A 16,717-nucleotide genomic window follows, 5' to 3' on the forward strand; every position below is an offset into this window, starting at 1 on the left:
GGGACTATATGAGTAACTTCAGTTATCTAAAAAAAGCAATCAAACGTAAGAATATATCTTTACAGACTGTAGCCGATGCTTGCCAAATGACTAAAGGTTATCTTAGTCAACTCATTAATGATAAAATTAAAAATCCAAGTGCACAAAAATTACAATCACTCCATCAATATTTACAAATTGAAGAACCAACCAAAAATAAAAAAGTGGGTGTGATTTTTGGCAAATTTTATCCTTTACATACTGGGCATATTTATCTTATTCAACGAGCAATTAGTCAGGTTGATGAGTTATATGTTATTCTTTGTTCTGATACTCAACGCGACGAAGCGCTTTTTAAACAAAGTGCTATGTCTCGCCAACCAACTATTAATGATAGAATTCGTTGGCTACTGCAAACTTTTAAATATCAAAAAAATATCCACATTGAATTATTAGAAGAAGACGGCATTCCAGCTTACCCAAATGGCTGGCATGAGTGGAGTGAACGAGTAAAGAAACTATTTCAAGAAAAAGGCATAAAGCCAGATTATGTTTACTCAAGTGAACCGCAAGATGTCGCTATGTATAAAGATTTGTTTGATCTAGAAACTGTCTTAATTGATCCAAAACGACAATTTATGCAAATAAGTGGTACTCAAATCCGTCAAGCACCGCTGAAAAACTGGCAATACATTCCAACCGAAGTTAGACCTTTTTTTGTTAGAACTATTGCCATTTTAGGGGGAGAATCTAGTGGTAAATCAACTTTAGTTAATAAACTAGCAAACGTATTTAACACAACCAGTGCATGGGAATATGGTCGGGATTATGTATTTTCTCAACTTGGCGGGGACGAACGCGCATTACAGTATGCTGACTACGATAAAATCGCATTAGGGCATGCACAATATATCGATTTTGCCATAAAACATGCCAATAAAGTTTCGTTTATTGATACCGATTTTGTGACAACTCAAGCTTTTTGTAAAAAATATGAAGGTAAAGAACATCCATTTTTACAAGCTATGATCAATAACTATCGTTTTGATTTAGTGATTTTACTCGGTAATAACACGCCATGGGTCGCTGATGGTTTACGTCATTTAGGCAGTCCAAAACAACGTAAAGATTTTCAAAAACTATTAATAACGTTATTAGAAAAAAATAATATCAAATATATAGAAATAGAATCTCCCGATTACGAAGAACGTTATTTACGCTGCATTGAACTAGTTAATCAACTTATTAATGATGAAGAGTAATAAATTATGAATAAATTAAGCAATCTTGCCATTTTAATTGGACGTAATAAATTCTATCCATTTTTTTGTATATTATGTGTAACACTAGCATTTTTATACACTGACCCATTTACTGAATTTGATTTACGCTATGCTACTTCTTACATAGGCGCTTTTTGCGGTCTGCTATGCGTTATCTTATTAGCAAAACGTAAAAACATGGGAAATGTATTAGGTATGTTTGCCGTTGTTGCAGAATGTTGTGCTAATATTCTTGGCGGCAATATTGGTGCAGGACTACCGCCAATCTACTATTTTTGTTCACACATCTATGGTTTATTCACTTGGCAAAAGAACCTTGATAATAATAAAAACGTTAAAGTTCGCTCACTCAATGAAACCACATTTTTATATACAATCATATTTCTTATTATTGCCGCTTTTATTAATATTTATTTAACGGATAAAATTGGTGCAACTAATACAACCTACCAACTAATAACTAACTGTTTTATATTTGGTCTAGGCATTGTTGCTCAATTATTATTGATGATGCGATATGCGTTTAACTGGTATTTATGGGTTATATTAAATGTACTGGTAATTGGTTTAAATATCTATACCGACAATATCATTATCGCAACACAATATTTAATCTATCTGTTTAATGCCATTTATGGAATTTGTGAATGGAAACGCTCTGAGCAGCCAGAGTAAATATTCCAATTTTGTTAAAAAGTTTCAGGAAAGACTGTGTTTAAGTATAAAAATAGAAAATAAGTGCTTTATTTTCTATTTTTTATTTGAGATGCAGTCTAATTATTCAACATCCCCTTTAACCAAAGGCACGAATATAACCTCGCCCATATTTTTAGCTACAAAATTATCTCCATCACGCTCAATTAATTGTAAAACCTGTTTATTTTCGCCAACAGGAATAACTAAACGTCCTTTATCGGCTAACTGTCCTAGTAAGCTTTGTGGCACTTCAGATGCGGCGGCTGTAACAATGATGCCATCAAATGGTCCACGTTCAGGCCAACCTAACCAACCATCACCATGGCGTGTTGCAATGTTATGAATATCAAGTTGCTTTAAACGGCGTTTGGTATTCCATTGTAGACTTTTTATTCGTTCTACCGAGCAGACATTTTCGACTAACTTTGCTAAAACAGCCGTTTGATATCCCGACCCTGTTCCAATTTCAAGTACTTTTGAATTAGGCTCTAATTTTAATAGTTCAGTCATCTTTGCTACGATATAAGGCTGAGAAATAGTTTGACCGTTTCCTATTGGCAATGGACGATTATCGTAAGCTTGATGCGAAAGCGCCTCATCAACAAAATGTTCACGAGGAATTGACGCAATAGCATCTAAAACGCGCTCGTCTTTTATTCCTTGTTGCCGTAAGAATTCAATTAGGGATTGCATTTTTAGATTTTGCATTTGGGCTACTCATTTTCTATTATTAGTTCACGTATCACACTTGTTGCATAACAACCTGATGGCAAATAAAAATTGAGTTCGAGACTATGCTCATCTAACCATTGCCAATTAAGCTGCTCTGCTCGTAACAATATTGACCGTCTTGCTGTTTCTACTCGCTCTTTTTTTAATAGATCATTAAATTCAGGCCAACTTTCTAAACATTTTTGCTCAAACTCCAGCGCATCAAATAATGTACCTAGTGGTGAATCCCCCACCATTGGTGCAGTAATATTGATCTCGCCTTGTTCTAAACGCATTTGTAACTGAACTAATTCGTCTGCTTGAGCAATAAACCAGCTACCACGATGCGCTAATTGTAATATATCGCCATTGAGCACGGTTTGATGCAAACTTTGGGTAATGCGTTGACTGACAATATTATTAAAAATCGCACTTCGCGCCGCAGAAAGATAAAAGCTACGTTTTTTTCGATCCTTAACCGAAATTTCGCCATTGGCCCATTTTATAGCCTGAGTAATATTATTTTCATCACGACCAAAACGCTGCTCACCAAAATAATTAGGCACACCATGCTGTTTGATTAATGCTAGTTTAGATTCAATTTCAGATTGACTATTTAACGATTTTAAAATAATTTTGAAATAATTACCTTTTAATGCGCCAATTTTTAATTTTTTATTATGCCGCGTGACTTTTAATATTTTACAACCCGCCAAATTAAATGCCGAAAAGTCTGGCGTTTGTTGACCTGGCATATGTAAACTGAACCACTGCTCAGTCACCGCTTGGCGATCTTTCAAACCAGCATAACTTACTAGCTTGGTTGAAATTCCCACATATTTAGCCAACTGCTCTGCCACGAAAATGGTATTACAATCACGTTTTTGCAAAAAAACTAAAACATGTTCGCCTTCACCAGTCAACTCAAAGCCAAGATCTTCTGTCACATTAAAATCTTCGTATTGTTGCTTGTATTGTCCTTTAGTGGTCGGTTTGCCATATAAATAATTAAGTTGTGCTAACACTATTATTGCCTATTGTATAATTTAAACTGTTTCGGATTTTTTACTTAATAACACTACCGCTTGGCAAGCAATGCCTTCTTTACGCCCAGTAAAGCCTAATTGTTCAGTTGTTGTTGCCTTTACACTAATTTGATCAAAATGAACTTTCAGATCTTCTGCTATATTAACTCGCATTTGATCAACATGCGGTCGCATTTTAGGTTCTTGGGCAATAATAGTAGTATCTAAATTAACTAATTCATAACCTTTAGCTTGAACAAGGGTATACACATCCTTCAATAATATTCGACTATCTATACCCTTATATTTAGGATCTGTATCAGGAAATAGCTTACCGATGTCACCTAATGCCAATGCGCCAATTAAAGCATCGGTTATTGCATGTAACACAACATCACCATCAGAGTGAGCAACAAGGCCATATTGATAAGGAATTTTTACCCCAGCAAGAGTTATAGGACCCTCTCCACCAAACTTATGAACATCAAATCCATGACCTATTCTCATACTTTTACCTATTTGGAATCTGCTTAGTTAAATAAAAAGTAGCCAATGCTAAATCTTCAGGACGGGTTATTTTTATATTATCCCCACGACACTCAATTAATAAAGGATGCCCACCACAATACTCAATGGCTGAAGCTTCGTCAGTGATGGCAACATGATCATTTAGAGCTTGTTGCAAACATGATTTTAGTTCGCCAGCATTAAACAGTTGAGGAGTAGCAGCGCCCCATAAATAAGTCCGATCTTCAGAATAATCAATAATGGTATCATTATTTTGACAAGCTCGCTTAATCGTATCACTAACACGAGTGGCTAATATACCGCCTTGTTTTTTAGTTGTTACTGTTTCAATCAGCCGAGTAATATCACAATGAGTCACACAAGGTCTTGCCGCATCATGAACTAAAGCCCACTGTTCATCATTTAGCAATTTTAATCCGGCTAAAACAGAATCAGCTCGAGTTTTGCCACCTAAAGCAACTTTAATCTTATCGTGCTGAGCAATTGAAAGGGTATTAAATATATTATCTTCTGAGCTAATCACAACAATAACTTGAGCGATTTGAGGATGCGTTAATAATTTATTTAGAGTATGTTCTAAAACGGTCTTCGAACCAACTTTTAGATATTGTTTAGGGATTTGACTATTCATACGGCAACCAACTCCTGCTGCCGGTACAATAGCAATGATATCATTAAGATTATTCAAGTTATGCATTATCGTTTTTTAGTATCCGAATCAATTATAATTCGATAAAAATATTCATCAGGTTTAACCATACCCAAATGACTACGAGCACGCTCTTCTATTGCCTCATAGCCACGTTGCAAATCGTTAATTTCAGCAAACATCTGTTCGTTACGAGTCTTTAACTTCTCATTATCGGCACGCAAACTGACTAACATTTCTACATTATCTTGATAATCGTACACATTATTTTTGCCATACCATAAAGAATATTGCAGATAACCCAATACAGCTAATAACAATAAAGGTAGCTTCCATCTTCTCATGAATTTAGTATTATCCTTTATCTATATACATTTAACTGGTTTTGGTAAGCCTGCAAGTTTAGTTGCTTGTTTAGCAGGACCGTCTGGAAATAATTTATACAAATAACGACTATTGCCCTTTTCTGCACCAAACTTTTTTTCCATTGCTTTGACTAAAGCTCGAATAGCTGGTGAGGTTTTATATTCTAAGTAAAAATCACGAACAAATAAAATAACCTCCCAATGGGCATCGGTTAATTCAATGGACTCTTTGGCTGCCAATTCTGGAACTAAATCAACAGTCCAATCCTGCCAATTTTTTAAATAGCCTTTCTCATCAGTTTCTATCTGCTCTAACATTTTTTCAAAGTACGTTATTTTATTTGCGTTGTATTATACTCAATTAATCAAAATCCAACACTAATTTTGCAGACGAATACGTTATTGTTTGTTTAATTTCTTCAAAATTTGATGAAATTTAAAGCAAACGATAAAAAAAATTAAAATAGCTATTTACAAATAAGCAAGTCTACTTTAATATTCACAGCCATTGCGGAAGTGTGGCTGAGCGGTTGAAAGCACCGGTCTTGAAAACCGGCGAGGGGCGACCCTCCCAGAGTTCGAATCTCTGCGCTTCCGCCATCTTCTTATTGTGGCAAATTCCACAGTTGTCCATAGAAGTCCACTTAAATCCACTATTTAAACGCCCACCGAAATATACTTGGATTATTTTGTATTTTTCATCAAATACTGTAACCATCCCCTAAAAAGAGTACAGCAAAAAAGTAGAAAATTCTCTATGATAAAAGTAAAGGGGATTAATTATGAAAAAAATGACTGAACTCAAATCGTGGCTATTTTAAAAGAAGCTGAAGCGGGTATTCCCGTTAAAGAACTGTGCCGTAAATATGGCATGGGTAATTCAACTTTCTATAAATGGCGGGAAAAATACGGCGGAATGGAAACTTCGGATATCAAACGCTTAAAGAAGCTGGAGGCTGAAAACCGCAAGCTTAAGCAGATGTTTGCCGAACTGAGTGGTATGTCCACACTTTTTAGTACCAAAAAGATAAGGTCATCGATTTCTTTTGTATTCAATCGGCGACTGGTAATTTAATGTTGAATGAAGTCGATTATAATTAAACCAATCCACATAGTGATTAAATTCCAATTTAAGTTGCGCCAGTGAATCAAAAATAGTATTTGACACAAATTCTGTTTTCACTGCTTTGAATGTGCTTTCTGCAATTGCATTATCATAGGGGCAGCCTTTGCGACTTAACGACCGTTTAATTCCAAATGCTGTTAAACATTCATCAATCAAATGATTATCAAACTCTTTTCCTCTATCAGAATGAAACAACTCAATCGTCTGTAAATTCATTGGAATTTGACTCATAGCTTGCATGACCAGTGCCGCTGTTTTATGCCGGCCAGCACTTCGCCCCACTATTTCTCGATTACTGATATCAACAATTACACAAAGGTAGTGCCAACGTTGTTTAACCCTTACATAGGTTAAATCGGTCACCAATATCTTTCGTGGTTGACCTATATCAAATTCTCGATTCAGTTCATTCCCTACCAGCGATTCATTGCTTTTTTCTGTATGAATACAATATTTTTTACAGGTGTATTTCGAAACCCAGCCATTTTTCGCCATGATTCGACCTATTCGGCGTCGAGATACGGTTATGCCTTGCTTTCTCAGCTCTGCTTGCAGACGCCTTGTACCATAAGCACGATAAAAAGTTACGGAGTCAAACTATTTACAGAACAGATAAAACAAATTTAACTAAGGCTTAACACAAGCAGCTCTATATAGGTTAAAAGTTAATTCATAACCTAAATCCCCATCCCCTAGATCGACTCGAATTGATTTTCCCTTGTATGTATCGATTGTCCAATACCAATCATAAGGATGCTTAGTTTCCCAGTCGTCAAGACCTAAATAGTGATTAGGATGATTAAACAAAGTTCCCCATTCATTAAATAGCCCACCAATCCACTTGCCATTACCGCCGCGATAGCTTAATTGTCGGCGATAACCATTGATATTTCTTCCAGGAATACCTCCTGTCCAAATATCATCATTATTTGCATTAGTATAATCTGCAACACTCGGCATCCGATAACCAATTTGATTGCAATAATCTTTTGTCTTACTAGCTGAAGCATTTATACCAACCCCTTGTGCTATATACCATCTTTCAATTTTAAAGCTATACAAGACGTTACTTTTGGCTCTATCAGAATAAAGCTTAAATGTAGATGGACTAAAGTTTTTATTAGCACTACTGTTTACTGGTCCTTTTAGTACTATCTTTAAAGCTACATCTCGTGAGCCTTTTCCCCAACCTGGTGTTATTGCAGATGATAAAGCTAAACTAACTCCACTCCCTGATTCCGGGAATACTCTAGCGCCATTAGCTGAGATAATCTCTTCGGGCGTTACGTTTGCTAATAATAAATAAAAATAAACATTATTTGTTCCTGTCGATGGGAAATTACGTTGTGGATTGTTTATATCTTGTGGTACAAATCCTTTTCCTTTTACCCAATCAGGACCATCTAAATCTTTATATTCAGTATTATTACTGGAATCGTTTGATAAATTAGGTTGAGCATAACAAACCAATGGCGCACTTGGCTCAAAATAATCAGGATTCGATATCCATATCCATAAATCAACTGAACCTGCATCTCCGTCTGTACCATATTTTAGACACGGGTTTTCGAACGACGGTAATATTATGGCATCACTACGATGATTTTTTACGCGACCATTTTTACTAGTTAATGCTTCTAAACTCCATGAATATGGCAATAATAACACGCCCAACACCAACAAGAGTTTTCGGGGTAATTTGAGAGATAATTTGGAAAATATAAATGAGTTTCGTGCAAAAACTCGGCGAATAGGATTATTTAATAAATTTAAATCGTAGGTTTGCCAGTGCTTGTGCCTTGTGCCTTGTGCCAGAAATGATAATGCATTATTGTTTACCTGTCAAGTAATATTTTGTTTTATTTAGATTTTTTATAATTATTTGCTTATTTAATAAGCTTATTTTCCTATAACCGTAAAAGTATAGCCGTTTAAAAAATAGTTGGCTAGTTTTTTGGTGGATTTTTGTAAAAAAAATACAAATGAAATAGTCCTGTTTGGCGGCGACACCCGTCTCTTTTCCTTGTAAGTGTAATGTATCATGCTTCCATCACTCAATAGATTCAAGCGCACAACAGCAATATCAACACAGTTAGAGTATCTTACATTATCTGCTTCTGATTTGTTAATACAAGAAAAAGAGAGAGTAAAGCGGCTAAACTGTTTATTAAAAAAGTCAGAAAAAATTAATTTGACAATACCACTGTAATTAATGAATTCTTTTTCGGTCATCAACCATTTCGATGCGGATATCGAAATTATCCATTAGCGTAAGAAAAGAAATTATTCTAATAATATTAACAATATGGAACCACATGATATAAGTAAAAATAATTATATGAAGGTATAAATGTTTATTAGACCACTGAAATTAACTCAGCATATCGATGATGTACAGGGTCCTGAAAATGCAACAACGCTGATTCTTCTACACTTTCTGGGAACGGATTTGCACCTATGGGATTTGCAAATGCCGCGATTAACCGAGCGTTATCGGGTAGTCAGGTTGGATATGTTGATCAACTAAGGAGTGGTGATGCCGAATTCGGAATGGTATCTAGATGTTATTAAAAGCATGCGTTTATTAATATCAAGGATAATATAATCACACAATTACTAAAATACTTACATATAGGAAAAGTTATTCAATGCCCAGTATTACTATTTATACAACATCAGATCATCACCTAGAAACTTGTGATTTTGCTGATTTTTCTACTTCTTTGACCAAACTTACCAAAGAGATTCTGAAAGCTAAAGATAATAATATCCATATAGCTTATCTAATTGCGGATGTAGGTTATGGGGAATCTGTATACTTTGAGGCTAAACTTAGACAAGAAGTTTTTCGTAGTGAGTCAGTCATGAATGAATTCTCACGTCAGGTTGATTTATTAATTAAAGAAAAGTTCGGCGTAATTGCGAGAATTCGTTGCTTTCTTTATGATTCCAATAATATTTTCGCAAAAAACTAAAAGGTAACTGTATGAATGATAAATTGGCAATGAAGGACCTCGGAGAGGTACTAGTAACTGCTGTTAGTGATGGCTACTTAAAAGTTGATTTTGGAATGCTGGCGAATATTAGTGAGACAGAGTGTTATTTCATTCAACAAAACGCCTGCCAAGATGAACCTAATTCAGTGCACATTAATGCCTTTTTAGTTCAACGCAAAGGTAAAAATATCTTAATTGATAGTGGCGCAGGTAGTTTTAAAGGATGGGGAGGAAGGATAGTAAATAATTTGGCTAAACTTGGGGTGAAACCAAATGATATTGATGCCGTATTACTCACACATGCTCATCCCGATCATATAGGTGGCTTGATCAACTCCTACGGAGAGGCTGTATTTCCAAATGCAGAATTAGTAATTAGTAAAGATGAGTATGATTATCTAAAAGATGACAAAAAGTTTTTTTCTTCCAGCGATCGTGTCAAAGGTAATTTTATTTTTGCTCGCAGTGTTTTCAAACAGTATCAAGAAAATCTGCGATTAGTTAATGAAGGTGAAGTACTTACTGGTATACATGCATTATCATTAAAAGGGCATACACCGGGACATACTGGTTATAAAGTCGAGGGAAAAAATAGTAGTTTATTGATTTGGGGTGATATCGTCCACTTTCCACATATCCAACTTTTAAAACCGAATGTCTCAATTGCTTTCGATTATGATCCTAAATTGGCAGCGGAAACCCGTATTCGCATCCTTGATATGGTGAGTTCTGAACACATTCTTGTTGGTGGGATTCATTTTGGATGTGAAGGTTTTGGTTATATTCAAAAGCTTAAAAGAGGATATGAAATTGTACTTACTGATTAATTAACTAATGTTTTTTCAAATCATATTTAATAATTTTGTAAGCTATCAATTGTAACTATCCCATAAAATAGTACATTAAAAAATTCTCTATGATAAAAGTAAAGGGGGATTTAATGATGAAAAAAATGACTGAACATCAAATCGTAGCTATTTTAAAAGAAGCTGAAGCTGATATTCCCGTTAAAGAGCTGTGCCGTAAATATGGCATGGGTAATTCAACTTTCTATAAATGACGAGAAAAATACGGCGGAATGGAAACTTCGGATATCAAACGCTTAAAGGAAATACTTTGAAGTCTCTCTGATGAAAATAATTTTGGCAAAGTTTCGAGAAAGAACCGTTGTCAATATACATACACCTTCTTGAAAACGAAATAAATTTTATATTCTGAATTTGGATAATAGTATTGTGAGAGAAAGGGATTGTGTCAATAAGATACTCTCCCATTCCTTTAATATCTGAGCAATGTGAAACAGTTTGCGTGTTAAAATATTTCAATAGCATAGTCTGAGCTAGCATCATGCGTACAGGTCAGTTAATAACCGATATCGTGCAACCGAGGATCTTGGAATATTGATATCATCATATCAATGAATTTATCAGTATCCAAATAGGGACAATCAACACGGTAGATAAGCTCAATTTTGAAATCATTAAACTCTCTAGCTAACTGATGAATTTTTATTTTGTTCTTAATTTCATTACTGATTGAGCAACGTAAGACCAGCGAGACCCCTTTGCCAGCGGCTATGTTTGAAAACAAAACAGGATAAGATCCACATTCAATTACTCGTTTAGGCGTAATGTTACCTTCATTAAACAGTACACTGAAATTGCGAGTTGATGTGGCACATTTTTTACTACTTAACAAAAAAACTTCCCCGTCTAGACTAGATATATTTGTGATTGGTAAATGATTTTTTTCTGTGACAATCACTAATTCGCTGGAAAGTAATGTGAAACATGTATGCCGTTTGTTAGAAAAACCTGCTCCAATGATGACTGCATCAAATTCGTTTTTATCAAAAGCGTTGAGCAAACTGATCGTGTTTCCTATTGAAATATCGATGTTCCAACCCAACTCTTCACCAAAATCAATCAAAGCAGTAATTATATAGGGGGGTAAACACTCAATTATTCCAATTCTTATGGTCAACTGACCATCTTTGGAGTAGGAAATGTTGTTTTTACAGTCATTCGCTAGGTTCAGCATTTTAAGTGCGTATTCATAAAGTATCTTACCCTGTGTAGTAGGTAGACATCCTTCGATTTTCCTATCTAATAATGTAACATCTAGCTTTTCTTCTAGACTTCGTATTCGATGAGAAATACTAGACTGCACTCGATTTAGGCGTTCTGCGGCTTGGGTTATATTCCCTGTGTCTACGACTGTTACGAACGCCAGAAGTTCATCTAGCTTCATTTTAACTCTCCTTCTAAGTGTTGAATAAATATGTCAACAATATTTTTAGTTATCAGAAGAGGGCTTTTGTAGGATAGTCGCAGCAAAGATAGTACTAGGCTAAAAATAAACCTTCATATCTAACAACTCTATTCCATGAGCTTGTCTCAACATAATATTATTATGGGTATCAATCTTTTCGATGTACATCACGATTTTATTCACTGGTTTTTTATTATTCTGAGAATTATGATTTTAGCATTAATATCGTTTGTCTATTCTATAACTTAATAGTGACACAATCAAATAGTTACATGATAAACCGAATACACTTTTATACGTTATCTAGTGTTAATTGCAGCTAATTATTGAAACTTTCTACTCGTAAATAGGATAAAATATGGTGCACACTAAGTTTGATAGAGTAATGAATGATCTGGTTGATTATGCCTACGAGCAAACAACTTCTGATAATGATGCGATCCGCATGGCACATTTTTGTTTGTTAGATTCGATAGGGTATGCGATAGCTGCCTCTTCTGATGCCGATTTTTTGAGATTGATGAATAGTGTGCAATTCAGCAAAAACAGTCAGGGCATTCCCATTATAGATAGATCTCTATGGTTAAGACCTTAGAAGGGATTACGGGTATGCTTCCGCTGATTAGTGAAAGTATGCACAATCGATTTTATGTCCTCACCGCTTACTGTTTTCTCAGAAGTATTCGTATCAACGGTAGCAAGCAGGAATGGAAAGCTCCTCGTAATCCAGTAATAGCTAGGCTAGAAGAAGTATTGATTCTTGGAATGATGACCTTTCTAGAAAGCAAAAGTTTAGAGACAAAAATTTTTTGCGCATAATTTCATTATAATAAAGGACCTGTAAATATGTCGTTGGTAAGTAATAGCAGTATTCTTGAGCAAGGTTTTGATGTACCAAGGCGCTATTTTGCAGCTGCGGCCATTTTGATAGGGGTGCTAATGTCAGCATTAGATGGTTCCATTGTTAATATTGCATTACCCTCCATTGCTTGTACGTTACAAATTGATTCTGCATCTAGTATCTGGATTATCAACGGCTATCAGGTTGCTAGCGCAGCCACGATGCTAATTTGTGCATCGCTTGGTTCGAGGATTGGTGAAAAGCGTTTTTATACAGCAGGTATGATTTTATTTACGCTCTCTTCCTTAGGTTGTAGCCTTTCTCCAACCTTTGGTGCTCTGGTCACTATGCGGATACTACAAGGAATTAGTTACGCTGTAATGATTAGCGTTGGGTTGGGGCTGTACAGAGTTATATTTCCACCTTATAAGTTGGGGACAATATTTGGGTTAAATGCGATGGTATTTGCGGTGGGTACGGCTGTCGGCCCAGCATTAGGAGGAATTATTATTTCTTATTTATCTTGGCCATGGCTTTTTTATATCAACATTCCACTTGGAGGGTTTGCTATAATCTTTTCGTTTATCTCATTAGGGAAAGATAATGAAAATGAAAAAGGCTTTGATTTAGCAGGAGCAATTAGCTCGGCAGGAGCATTAGGCTTGATGGTGATTACAGTTGATCAAATTGGTAGCTGGAAAAATCATTCGTTGATATTTTGCGCAGTGGTTTCAACGATCTTATTTATCCTATTTATTGCTGTCCAGACTCGTTCAAAGCATCCTTTATTACCGCTTGATATATTTTGTTCACGCCGATACACTTTTGCGGTGATCTCTTCCCTATCTATGTTTGTTGCTCAAGGAATTGCGTTGGTAAGCTTACCCTTTGTTTTACAACATACTTATAACTATTCTGTGCTAGAGTCTGCTTTTATCTTTTCAGCGTGGCCACTAGCTGTAGCTTGTTGTGCACCTATTGCAGGAAGACTGTCAAACCGTTTTAATCCTACCCATATATCTACTATTGGCGTGATGTTTTTTTGTATAGGTTTAGGTTCATTAGCTTTGTTATCGGAAGCAGCAACAGTGAGTGACTTCTTGTGGCGAGTGGTCATTTGTGGCGTTGGTTATGGTTTTTTTCTCCCGCCAAATAATAAGGAAATGTTTAGCAATGTTTCAAAAAATCGAACAGTCACAGCGTCTGGAGTATTATCTACAGCCAGAACGACTGGGCAGTCAATCGGTGCTGCATTGGTAGCTATGGTAATTGCGCTATTAAATGGATTAATGGAGAGTACCAACGCAGAATTTGGTGTATATATTTTTTCTATTGCTTGTGTGATTGCTGCAATATCATCAGTTGTTAGTACATTACGTCTACGTTGTTAAAAAAATTCAAGAGGTGATTAATTGTGTATATAAATTCCAAAGGTACTGTCAAATTAACTTTCTAATATGAGTTTAAATTTGATAACTAATTTTTTATTTATAATTTGGGGTGAAACTCGGGTAATAGAGACCATTTGGCAAATTGATATGTGACTAAAACTCGAAAGGTTTTAGCAGAGCACAAGCACCTTACACAATTGAAATGATCATAGATATTGCCAAATCGAGATAAGAATAATTGTGTTTGCTTTAATGACTTAAATTCAAACATTTATATCGATAATATCATAGTTTTACTAAATCAAACTAAAAAATAATCATTTAACGATTAACAACTCTTCCCACCGAGTAGTATAACGCGGAGTCAGTAATTCACGTTTAATCTGCCAAGGGGCTTGCTTTCTTACGCTACCTAATTGCACCGTATGTTTACCCATCTTCTGGTTGATGGCATCCAGTGCTTGCATCAACTTATCACTTTTTTGCTTTTGCTCTATATTATTGAACGTTTCAAATAACTCATACTGCGTATTGGTGTGCTTAACCTGTAAGTCAAGTAACACCACGCCGGCCTTCATAAACAAAAAACCTTGTTTATAAATAGCCTGCAATCCCTTTTGTGCGGCTTGAATAATGAGCCGTGAATCATCTGTAGGCGAATGCAGTGGAACCACGATAGAAGGATGATATTGCACGATATCCTCACGAAATCGATTAGTTTTTAAAAATACCTGTACGGCACTAGTCACAGAACTTTGCTTTCTGAGCTTTTCAGCTCCTCGACTAGCATGAACGCGAATCGCTTCTTGCACATCAAATAGCTCACCAGTTAACTGTCCAAAGCTACGTGAAGTCATTATATTCTGTTTAGGAATAGATAAATCATCCAATTCGATACAAGGCGTACCTAGTAGCTCTAACACCGTCCGTTCAAGCATCACGGAAAATTGCTGTCTAATTTGTTTAGTGTTTGCTTGCCGCAAATCCCATGCAGTCTGGATGCCTAATGATTGTAGTTTCTCTGAAATACGCCTTCCAACACCCCACACTTTACCCACAGGAAACTGCTGCAAGACTCGACTCAATAAAGGTTTATTATTCGGTAAATAACAAACTCCTTGGTAAGTGGGTTGTTTTTTAGCAACATAATTGGCTATTTTGGCTAAAGTTCGTGTCGACGCAATACCGATACTGACGGGAATACCTGTATCACGTTTGACTTTGGTTCTTATTGTTTGACAGTGCGAAATAACATCTAAGAACCCTGTTAAGGAAATAAAGGCTTCATCAATCGAATACAGTTCTACATCTGCTGTATAATCACGCACTGTATTAAAAACACGCTGACTCATATCACCGTATAGCTCATAATTAGAACTCAACAAGGTGATTTTTTTACGAACACTCGGGGAAATTTGATAAGCAGGCATACCCATCGGAACAAGTGGTTTCAACTCATTCGATCTCGCAATAACACAGCCGTCATTATTGGATAAAATACCAATCGGTTGTCCTTCAAGCTTAGGATTAAACACTCGCTCACAAGACGCATAAAAATTATTACAATCCACTAACCCAATCACGAATAGCCACGACCTCTGAAAGAGTGGATCGTATGAATCACTACTCCCCAAATATGCACTTCTTTACCAGCTAATGAGATCGGTGGATAAAGCGCATTACCAGCTAATAAATGATATTGACCATTAATTACGCCAAGGCATTTACAGGTTAACTCTCCATCAATGGCTGCAATGACCACATCACCGACTACTGGCTCTAAAGAGCGATCAACAATTAATAAATCTCCACTAAAAACACCATAATCCACCATTGAATCACCCATTGCCTTGATATAATAGGTCGCACTTGGGTGTTTGACTAAATGCTCAGTTAAATCGAGTTTCGCTTCTAAATAATCATCAGCAGGCGAAGGGAAACCAGCTCTAACTGGTATATCCACCAACGGTAGTTGATTAATAATAGATGTATCAACACAGCCAAGCACAATACAACTGAATTTGTACAAGAAAATACTCCTAAAAACTAAACGAAAGAACATCACCACTGTTTTTTAGTTATCGTGGCAAAAAAAGAATATGGATAAATATACAGTATACAATGCGAACTTCAACAGATTTTAGTGTAAAAAAATATAAAAGTGTAAATAAAGCACTATGTGAATAAGTTAGCTTGATAGTGTCAAATCAAGGAATAAAATTGGATATATCAAAGCGATTAATACAGAGTGTAATAACTTTTTTAGTTTAGACTACGTGCTACACTATCTACAAGAGCAACTTTTGAATCAATTAGTAAGTTCAACTGTACATGAAAAATAGACTATTTATTTTAATATTGTGTTTTAATTTTTCTATTATTATGACTGTAAGGGCTGAAATGATGAATCCTAATGTAAACATGAACCATTGAACAACATTTACAAGATGATAACCGTTTAGTGGAGTATAAGTTTTATAGCACTATTACAAAGAGAATTAGTTGATAAAAAAGATTTCTTCCAGCTAAAAGACCTAGAGAGTAATTAATCCTAACAATTGAGTTGCTCGAATTTTACTTTTCCTGCGCTTCCTCCATCTTTTTTAAATATAAATCAATAAACTACAATTTAAAAAAATATAAATTCAATTTTATCAAAAAATAACTGTCACTAATTTGACTAAAAATTATAGTTAACCTTACAACCATTTAAGCGCTGAAATGTGCTGTTAAATATTGAATACCACAACTTCTATAAAATATAAAACACTAAAACAAACAGCGTAAGCGTAATTTTCCAGATAAGCACTATAGGGTATTTACAAAATATTCACTTTTTAGATTATATTTTTGTAA

18 protein-coding genes, 1 tRNA gene and 3 pseudogenes are annotated in these 16,717 nt (G+C 35.4%); 10 read left to right on the plus strand and 12 right to left on the minus strand.

Annotated elements, in window-relative coordinates:
* Nucleotides 1–8 precede the first annotated feature (8 nt).
* Both nadR and pnuC read left to right on the plus strand, forming a co-directional pair.
* Nucleotides 9–1,241, plus strand: coding sequence for a multifunctional transcriptional regulator/nicotinamide-nucleotide adenylyltransferase/ribosylnicotinamide kinase NadR (gene nadR, locus A9G44_RS11460; protein WP_034910013.1), 1,233 nt, complete (start codon nucleotides 9–11; stop codon nucleotides 1,239–1,241).
* Between the two features lie 6 nt (nucleotides 1,242–1,247).
* A complete protein-coding gene (pnuC, locus tag A9G44_RS11465) occupies nucleotides 1,248–1,937 on the plus strand; it encodes a nicotinamide riboside transporter PnuC (protein ID WP_034910015.1) in 690 nt (229 codons plus the stop codon).
* Nucleotides 1,938–2,039: 102 nt separating this feature from the next.
* Here pnuC and A9G44_RS11470 read toward each other — a convergent pair whose 3' ends face one another.
* Genes A9G44_RS11470 through A9G44_RS11495 form a run of 6 tightly spaced genes read right to left on the minus strand, consistent with a single transcriptional unit; the run spans nucleotide 2,040 to nucleotide 5,554 of the window.
* Nucleotides 2,040–2,666: a protein-L-isoaspartate(D-aspartate) O-methyltransferase gene (locus A9G44_RS11470; RefSeq protein ID WP_034910017.1), complete on the minus strand. Its 627-nt coding sequence runs from the start codon at nucleotides 2,664–2,666 to the stop codon at nucleotides 2,040–2,042.
* Nucleotides 2,667–2,671: 5 nt separating this feature from the next.
* Nucleotides 2,672–3,697, minus strand: a complete 1,026-nt coding sequence (gene truD, locus A9G44_RS11475; protein WP_065611146.1) for a tRNA pseudouridine(13) synthase TruD — start codon at nucleotides 3,695–3,697, stop codon at nucleotides 2,672–2,674.
* 18 nt (nucleotides 3,698–3,715) lie between these two features.
* Entirely contained in the window at nucleotides 3,716–4,201 is a 486-nt protein-coding gene (gene ispF, locus A9G44_RS11480) for a 2-C-methyl-D-erythritol 2,4-cyclodiphosphate synthase (protein ID WP_065611148.1), read from the minus strand.
* Nucleotides 4,202–4,205: 4 nt separating this feature from the next.
* Nucleotides 4,206–4,919, minus strand: coding sequence for a 2-C-methyl-D-erythritol 4-phosphate cytidylyltransferase (gene ispD, locus A9G44_RS11485; RefSeq protein ID WP_065590840.1), 714 nt, complete (start codon nucleotides 4,917–4,919; stop codon nucleotides 4,206–4,208).
* The gene (gene ftsB / locus A9G44_RS11490; protein ID WP_034910028.1) at nucleotides 4,919–5,215 is read right to left on the minus strand and encodes a cell division protein FtsB; all 297 of its coding nucleotides are present in this window, start codon (nucleotides 5,213–5,215) and stop codon (nucleotides 4,919–4,921) included. Before ftsB ends, ispD begins: the two co-directional genes overlap by 1 nt.
* A 21-nt stretch (nucleotides 5,216–5,236) precedes the next feature.
* The gene (locus A9G44_RS11495; protein WP_065560941.1) at nucleotides 5,237–5,554 is read right to left on the minus strand and encodes a TusE/DsrC/DsvC family sulfur relay protein; all 318 of its coding nucleotides are present in this window, start codon (nucleotides 5,552–5,554) and stop codon (nucleotides 5,237–5,239) included.
* A gap of 194 nt (nucleotides 5,555–5,748) precedes the next feature.
* Here A9G44_RS11495 and A9G44_RS11500 point away from each other — a divergent pair.
* Nucleotides 5,749–5,836 (plus strand) — tRNA-Ser (locus A9G44_RS11500).
* Nucleotides 5,837–6,041: 205 nt separating this feature from the next.
* A pseudogene (locus A9G44_RS13175) lies at nucleotides 6,042–6,227 on the plus strand (transposase); the annotation flags it as partial.
* 42 nt (nucleotides 6,228–6,269) lie between these two features.
* Here A9G44_RS13175 and A9G44_RS11505 read toward each other — a convergent pair.
* The 3 genes and pseudogenes from A9G44_RS11505 to A9G44_RS13360 form a co-directional block, all read right to left on the minus strand.
* Nucleotides 6,270–6,929: pseudogene (locus A9G44_RS11505) on the minus strand (IS3 family transposase); the annotation flags it as partial.
* Between the two features lie 60 nt (nucleotides 6,930–6,989).
* The gene (locus tag A9G44_RS11510; RefSeq protein WP_065611152.1) at nucleotides 6,990–8,030 is read right to left on the minus strand and encodes a hypothetical protein; all 1,041 of its coding nucleotides are present in this window, start codon (nucleotides 8,028–8,030) and stop codon (nucleotides 6,990–6,992) included.
* A gap of 231 nt (nucleotides 8,031–8,261) precedes the next feature.
* The gene (locus tag A9G44_RS13360) at nucleotides 8,262–8,594 is read right to left on the minus strand and encodes a hypothetical protein (protein ID WP_143426405.1); all 333 of its coding nucleotides are present in this window, start codon (nucleotides 8,592–8,594) and stop codon (nucleotides 8,262–8,264) included.
* Between the two features lie 118 nt (nucleotides 8,595–8,712).
* Between A9G44_RS13360 and A9G44_RS14140 the strand changes: the two are divergent.
* The 4 genes and pseudogenes from A9G44_RS14140 to A9G44_RS13880 all read left to right on the plus strand — a co-directional run.
* Nucleotides 8,713–8,877, plus strand: a pseudogene (locus tag A9G44_RS14140) (alpha/beta fold hydrolase); the annotation flags it as partial.
* A gap of 133 nt (nucleotides 8,878–9,010) precedes the next feature.
* Nucleotides 9,011–9,337, plus strand: coding sequence for a hypothetical protein (locus tag A9G44_RS11515; protein ID WP_034915218.1), 327 nt, complete (start codon nucleotides 9,011–9,013; stop codon nucleotides 9,335–9,337).
* 11 nt (nucleotides 9,338–9,348) lie between these two features.
* Nucleotides 9,349–10,185, plus strand: coding sequence for an MBL fold metallo-hydrolase (locus A9G44_RS11520; protein ID WP_065611154.1), 837 nt, complete (start codon nucleotides 9,349–9,351; stop codon nucleotides 10,183–10,185).
* A gap of 113 nt (nucleotides 10,186–10,298) precedes the next feature.
* Entirely contained in the window at nucleotides 10,299–10,418 is a 120-nt protein-coding gene (locus A9G44_RS13880; protein WP_141671687.1) for a transposase, read from the plus strand.
* Between the two features lie 302 nt (nucleotides 10,419–10,720).
* Here the strand turns inward: A9G44_RS13880 and A9G44_RS11525 are convergent, their stop codons facing one another.
* Nucleotides 10,721–11,608, minus strand: coding sequence for a LysR family transcriptional regulator (locus A9G44_RS11525; protein WP_034915225.1), 888 nt, complete (start codon nucleotides 11,606–11,608; stop codon nucleotides 10,721–10,723).
* Nucleotides 11,609–11,987: 379 nt separating this feature from the next.
* Here A9G44_RS11525 and A9G44_RS11530 point away from each other — a divergent pair, with 379 nt between their 5' ends.
* Together A9G44_RS11530 and A9G44_RS11540 are read left to right on the plus strand one after the other, a co-directional pair.
* A complete protein-coding gene (locus A9G44_RS11530; RefSeq protein WP_065611156.1) occupies nucleotides 11,988–12,224 on the plus strand; it encodes a hypothetical protein in 237 nt (78 codons plus the stop codon).
* Between the two features lie 251 nt (nucleotides 12,225–12,475).
* Nucleotides 12,476–13,861, plus strand: a complete 1,386-nt coding sequence (locus tag A9G44_RS11540; protein ID WP_065611158.1) for an MFS transporter — start codon at nucleotides 12,476–12,478, stop codon at nucleotides 13,859–13,861.
* A 317-nt stretch (nucleotides 13,862–14,178) separates the two neighbouring features.
* On the opposite strand, the gene A9G44_RS11545 is transcribed toward A9G44_RS11540, so the two are convergent.
* Nucleotides 14,179–15,444, minus strand: a complete 1,266-nt coding sequence (locus A9G44_RS11545; RefSeq protein ID WP_065611160.1) for a Y-family DNA polymerase — start codon at nucleotides 15,442–15,444, stop codon at nucleotides 14,179–14,181.
* Nucleotides 15,441–15,890 carry a LexA family protein gene (locus A9G44_RS11550; protein ID WP_218837596.1) on the minus strand — a complete coding sequence of 150 codons (450 nt, stop codon included), beginning with the start codon at nucleotides 15,888–15,890 and terminating at the stop codon, nucleotides 15,441–15,443. Before A9G44_RS11550 ends, A9G44_RS11545 begins: the two co-directional genes overlap by 4 nt.
* Nucleotides 15,891–16,717 lie beyond the last annotated feature (827 nt).

The organism is Gilliamella sp. Occ4-3, assembly GCF_001690675.1.
GTDB lineage: Bacteria > Pseudomonadota > Gammaproteobacteria > Enterobacterales > Orbaceae > Gilliamella > Gilliamella bombi.

What these genes read in the sequence shown, in the direction of transcription:
- nadR (WP_034910013.1), top strand. Translation starts at nt 9, where the DNA reads ATGAGTAACTTCAGTTATCTAAAAAAAGCAATCAAACGTAAGAATATA.
- pnuC (WP_034910015.1), top strand. Translation starts at nt 1,248, where the DNA reads ATGAATAAATTAAGCAATCTTGCCATTTTAATTGGACGTAATAAATTC.
- A9G44_RS11470 (WP_034910017.1), bottom strand. Translation starts at nt 2,666, where the DNA reads ATGCAAAATCTAAAAATGCAATCCCTAATTGAATTCTTACGGCAACAA.
- ispF (WP_065611148.1), bottom strand. Translation starts at nt 4,201, where the DNA reads ATGAGAATAGGTCATGGATTTGATGTTCATAAGTTTGGTGGAGAGGGT.
- ispD (WP_065590840.1), bottom strand. Translation starts at nt 4,919, where the DNA reads ATGCATAACTTGAATAATCTTAATGATATCATTGCTATTGTACCGGCA.
- ftsB (WP_034910028.1), bottom strand. Translation starts at nt 5,215, where the DNA reads ATGAGAAGATGGAAGCTACCTTTATTGTTATTAGCTGTATTGGGTTAT.
- A9G44_RS11495 (WP_065560941.1), bottom strand. Translation starts at nt 5,554, where the DNA reads ATGTTAGAGCAGATAGAAACTGATGAGAAAGGCTATTTAAAAAATTGG.
- A9G44_RS13360 (WP_143426405.1), bottom strand. Translation starts at nt 8,594, where the DNA reads ATGACCGAAAAAGAATTCATTAATTACAGTGGTATTGTCAAATTAATT.
- A9G44_RS11515 (WP_034915218.1), top strand. Translation starts at nt 9,011, where the DNA reads ATGCCCAGTATTACTATTTATACAACATCAGATCATCACCTAGAAACT.
- A9G44_RS11520 (WP_065611154.1), top strand. Translation starts at nt 9,349, where the DNA reads ATGAATGATAAATTGGCAATGAAGGACCTCGGAGAGGTACTAGTAACT.
- A9G44_RS13880 (WP_141671687.1), top strand. Translation starts at nt 10,299, where the DNA reads ATGATGAAAAAAATGACTGAACATCAAATCGTAGCTATTTTAAAAGAA.
- A9G44_RS11525 (WP_034915225.1), bottom strand. Translation starts at nt 11,608, where the DNA reads ATGAAGCTAGATGAACTTCTGGCGTTCGTAACAGTCGTAGACACAGGG.
- A9G44_RS11530 (WP_065611156.1), top strand. Translation starts at nt 11,988, where the DNA reads ATGGTGCACACTAAGTTTGATAGAGTAATGAATGATCTGGTTGATTAT.
- A9G44_RS11540 (WP_065611158.1), top strand. Translation starts at nt 12,476, where the DNA reads ATGTCGTTGGTAAGTAATAGCAGTATTCTTGAGCAAGGTTTTGATGTA.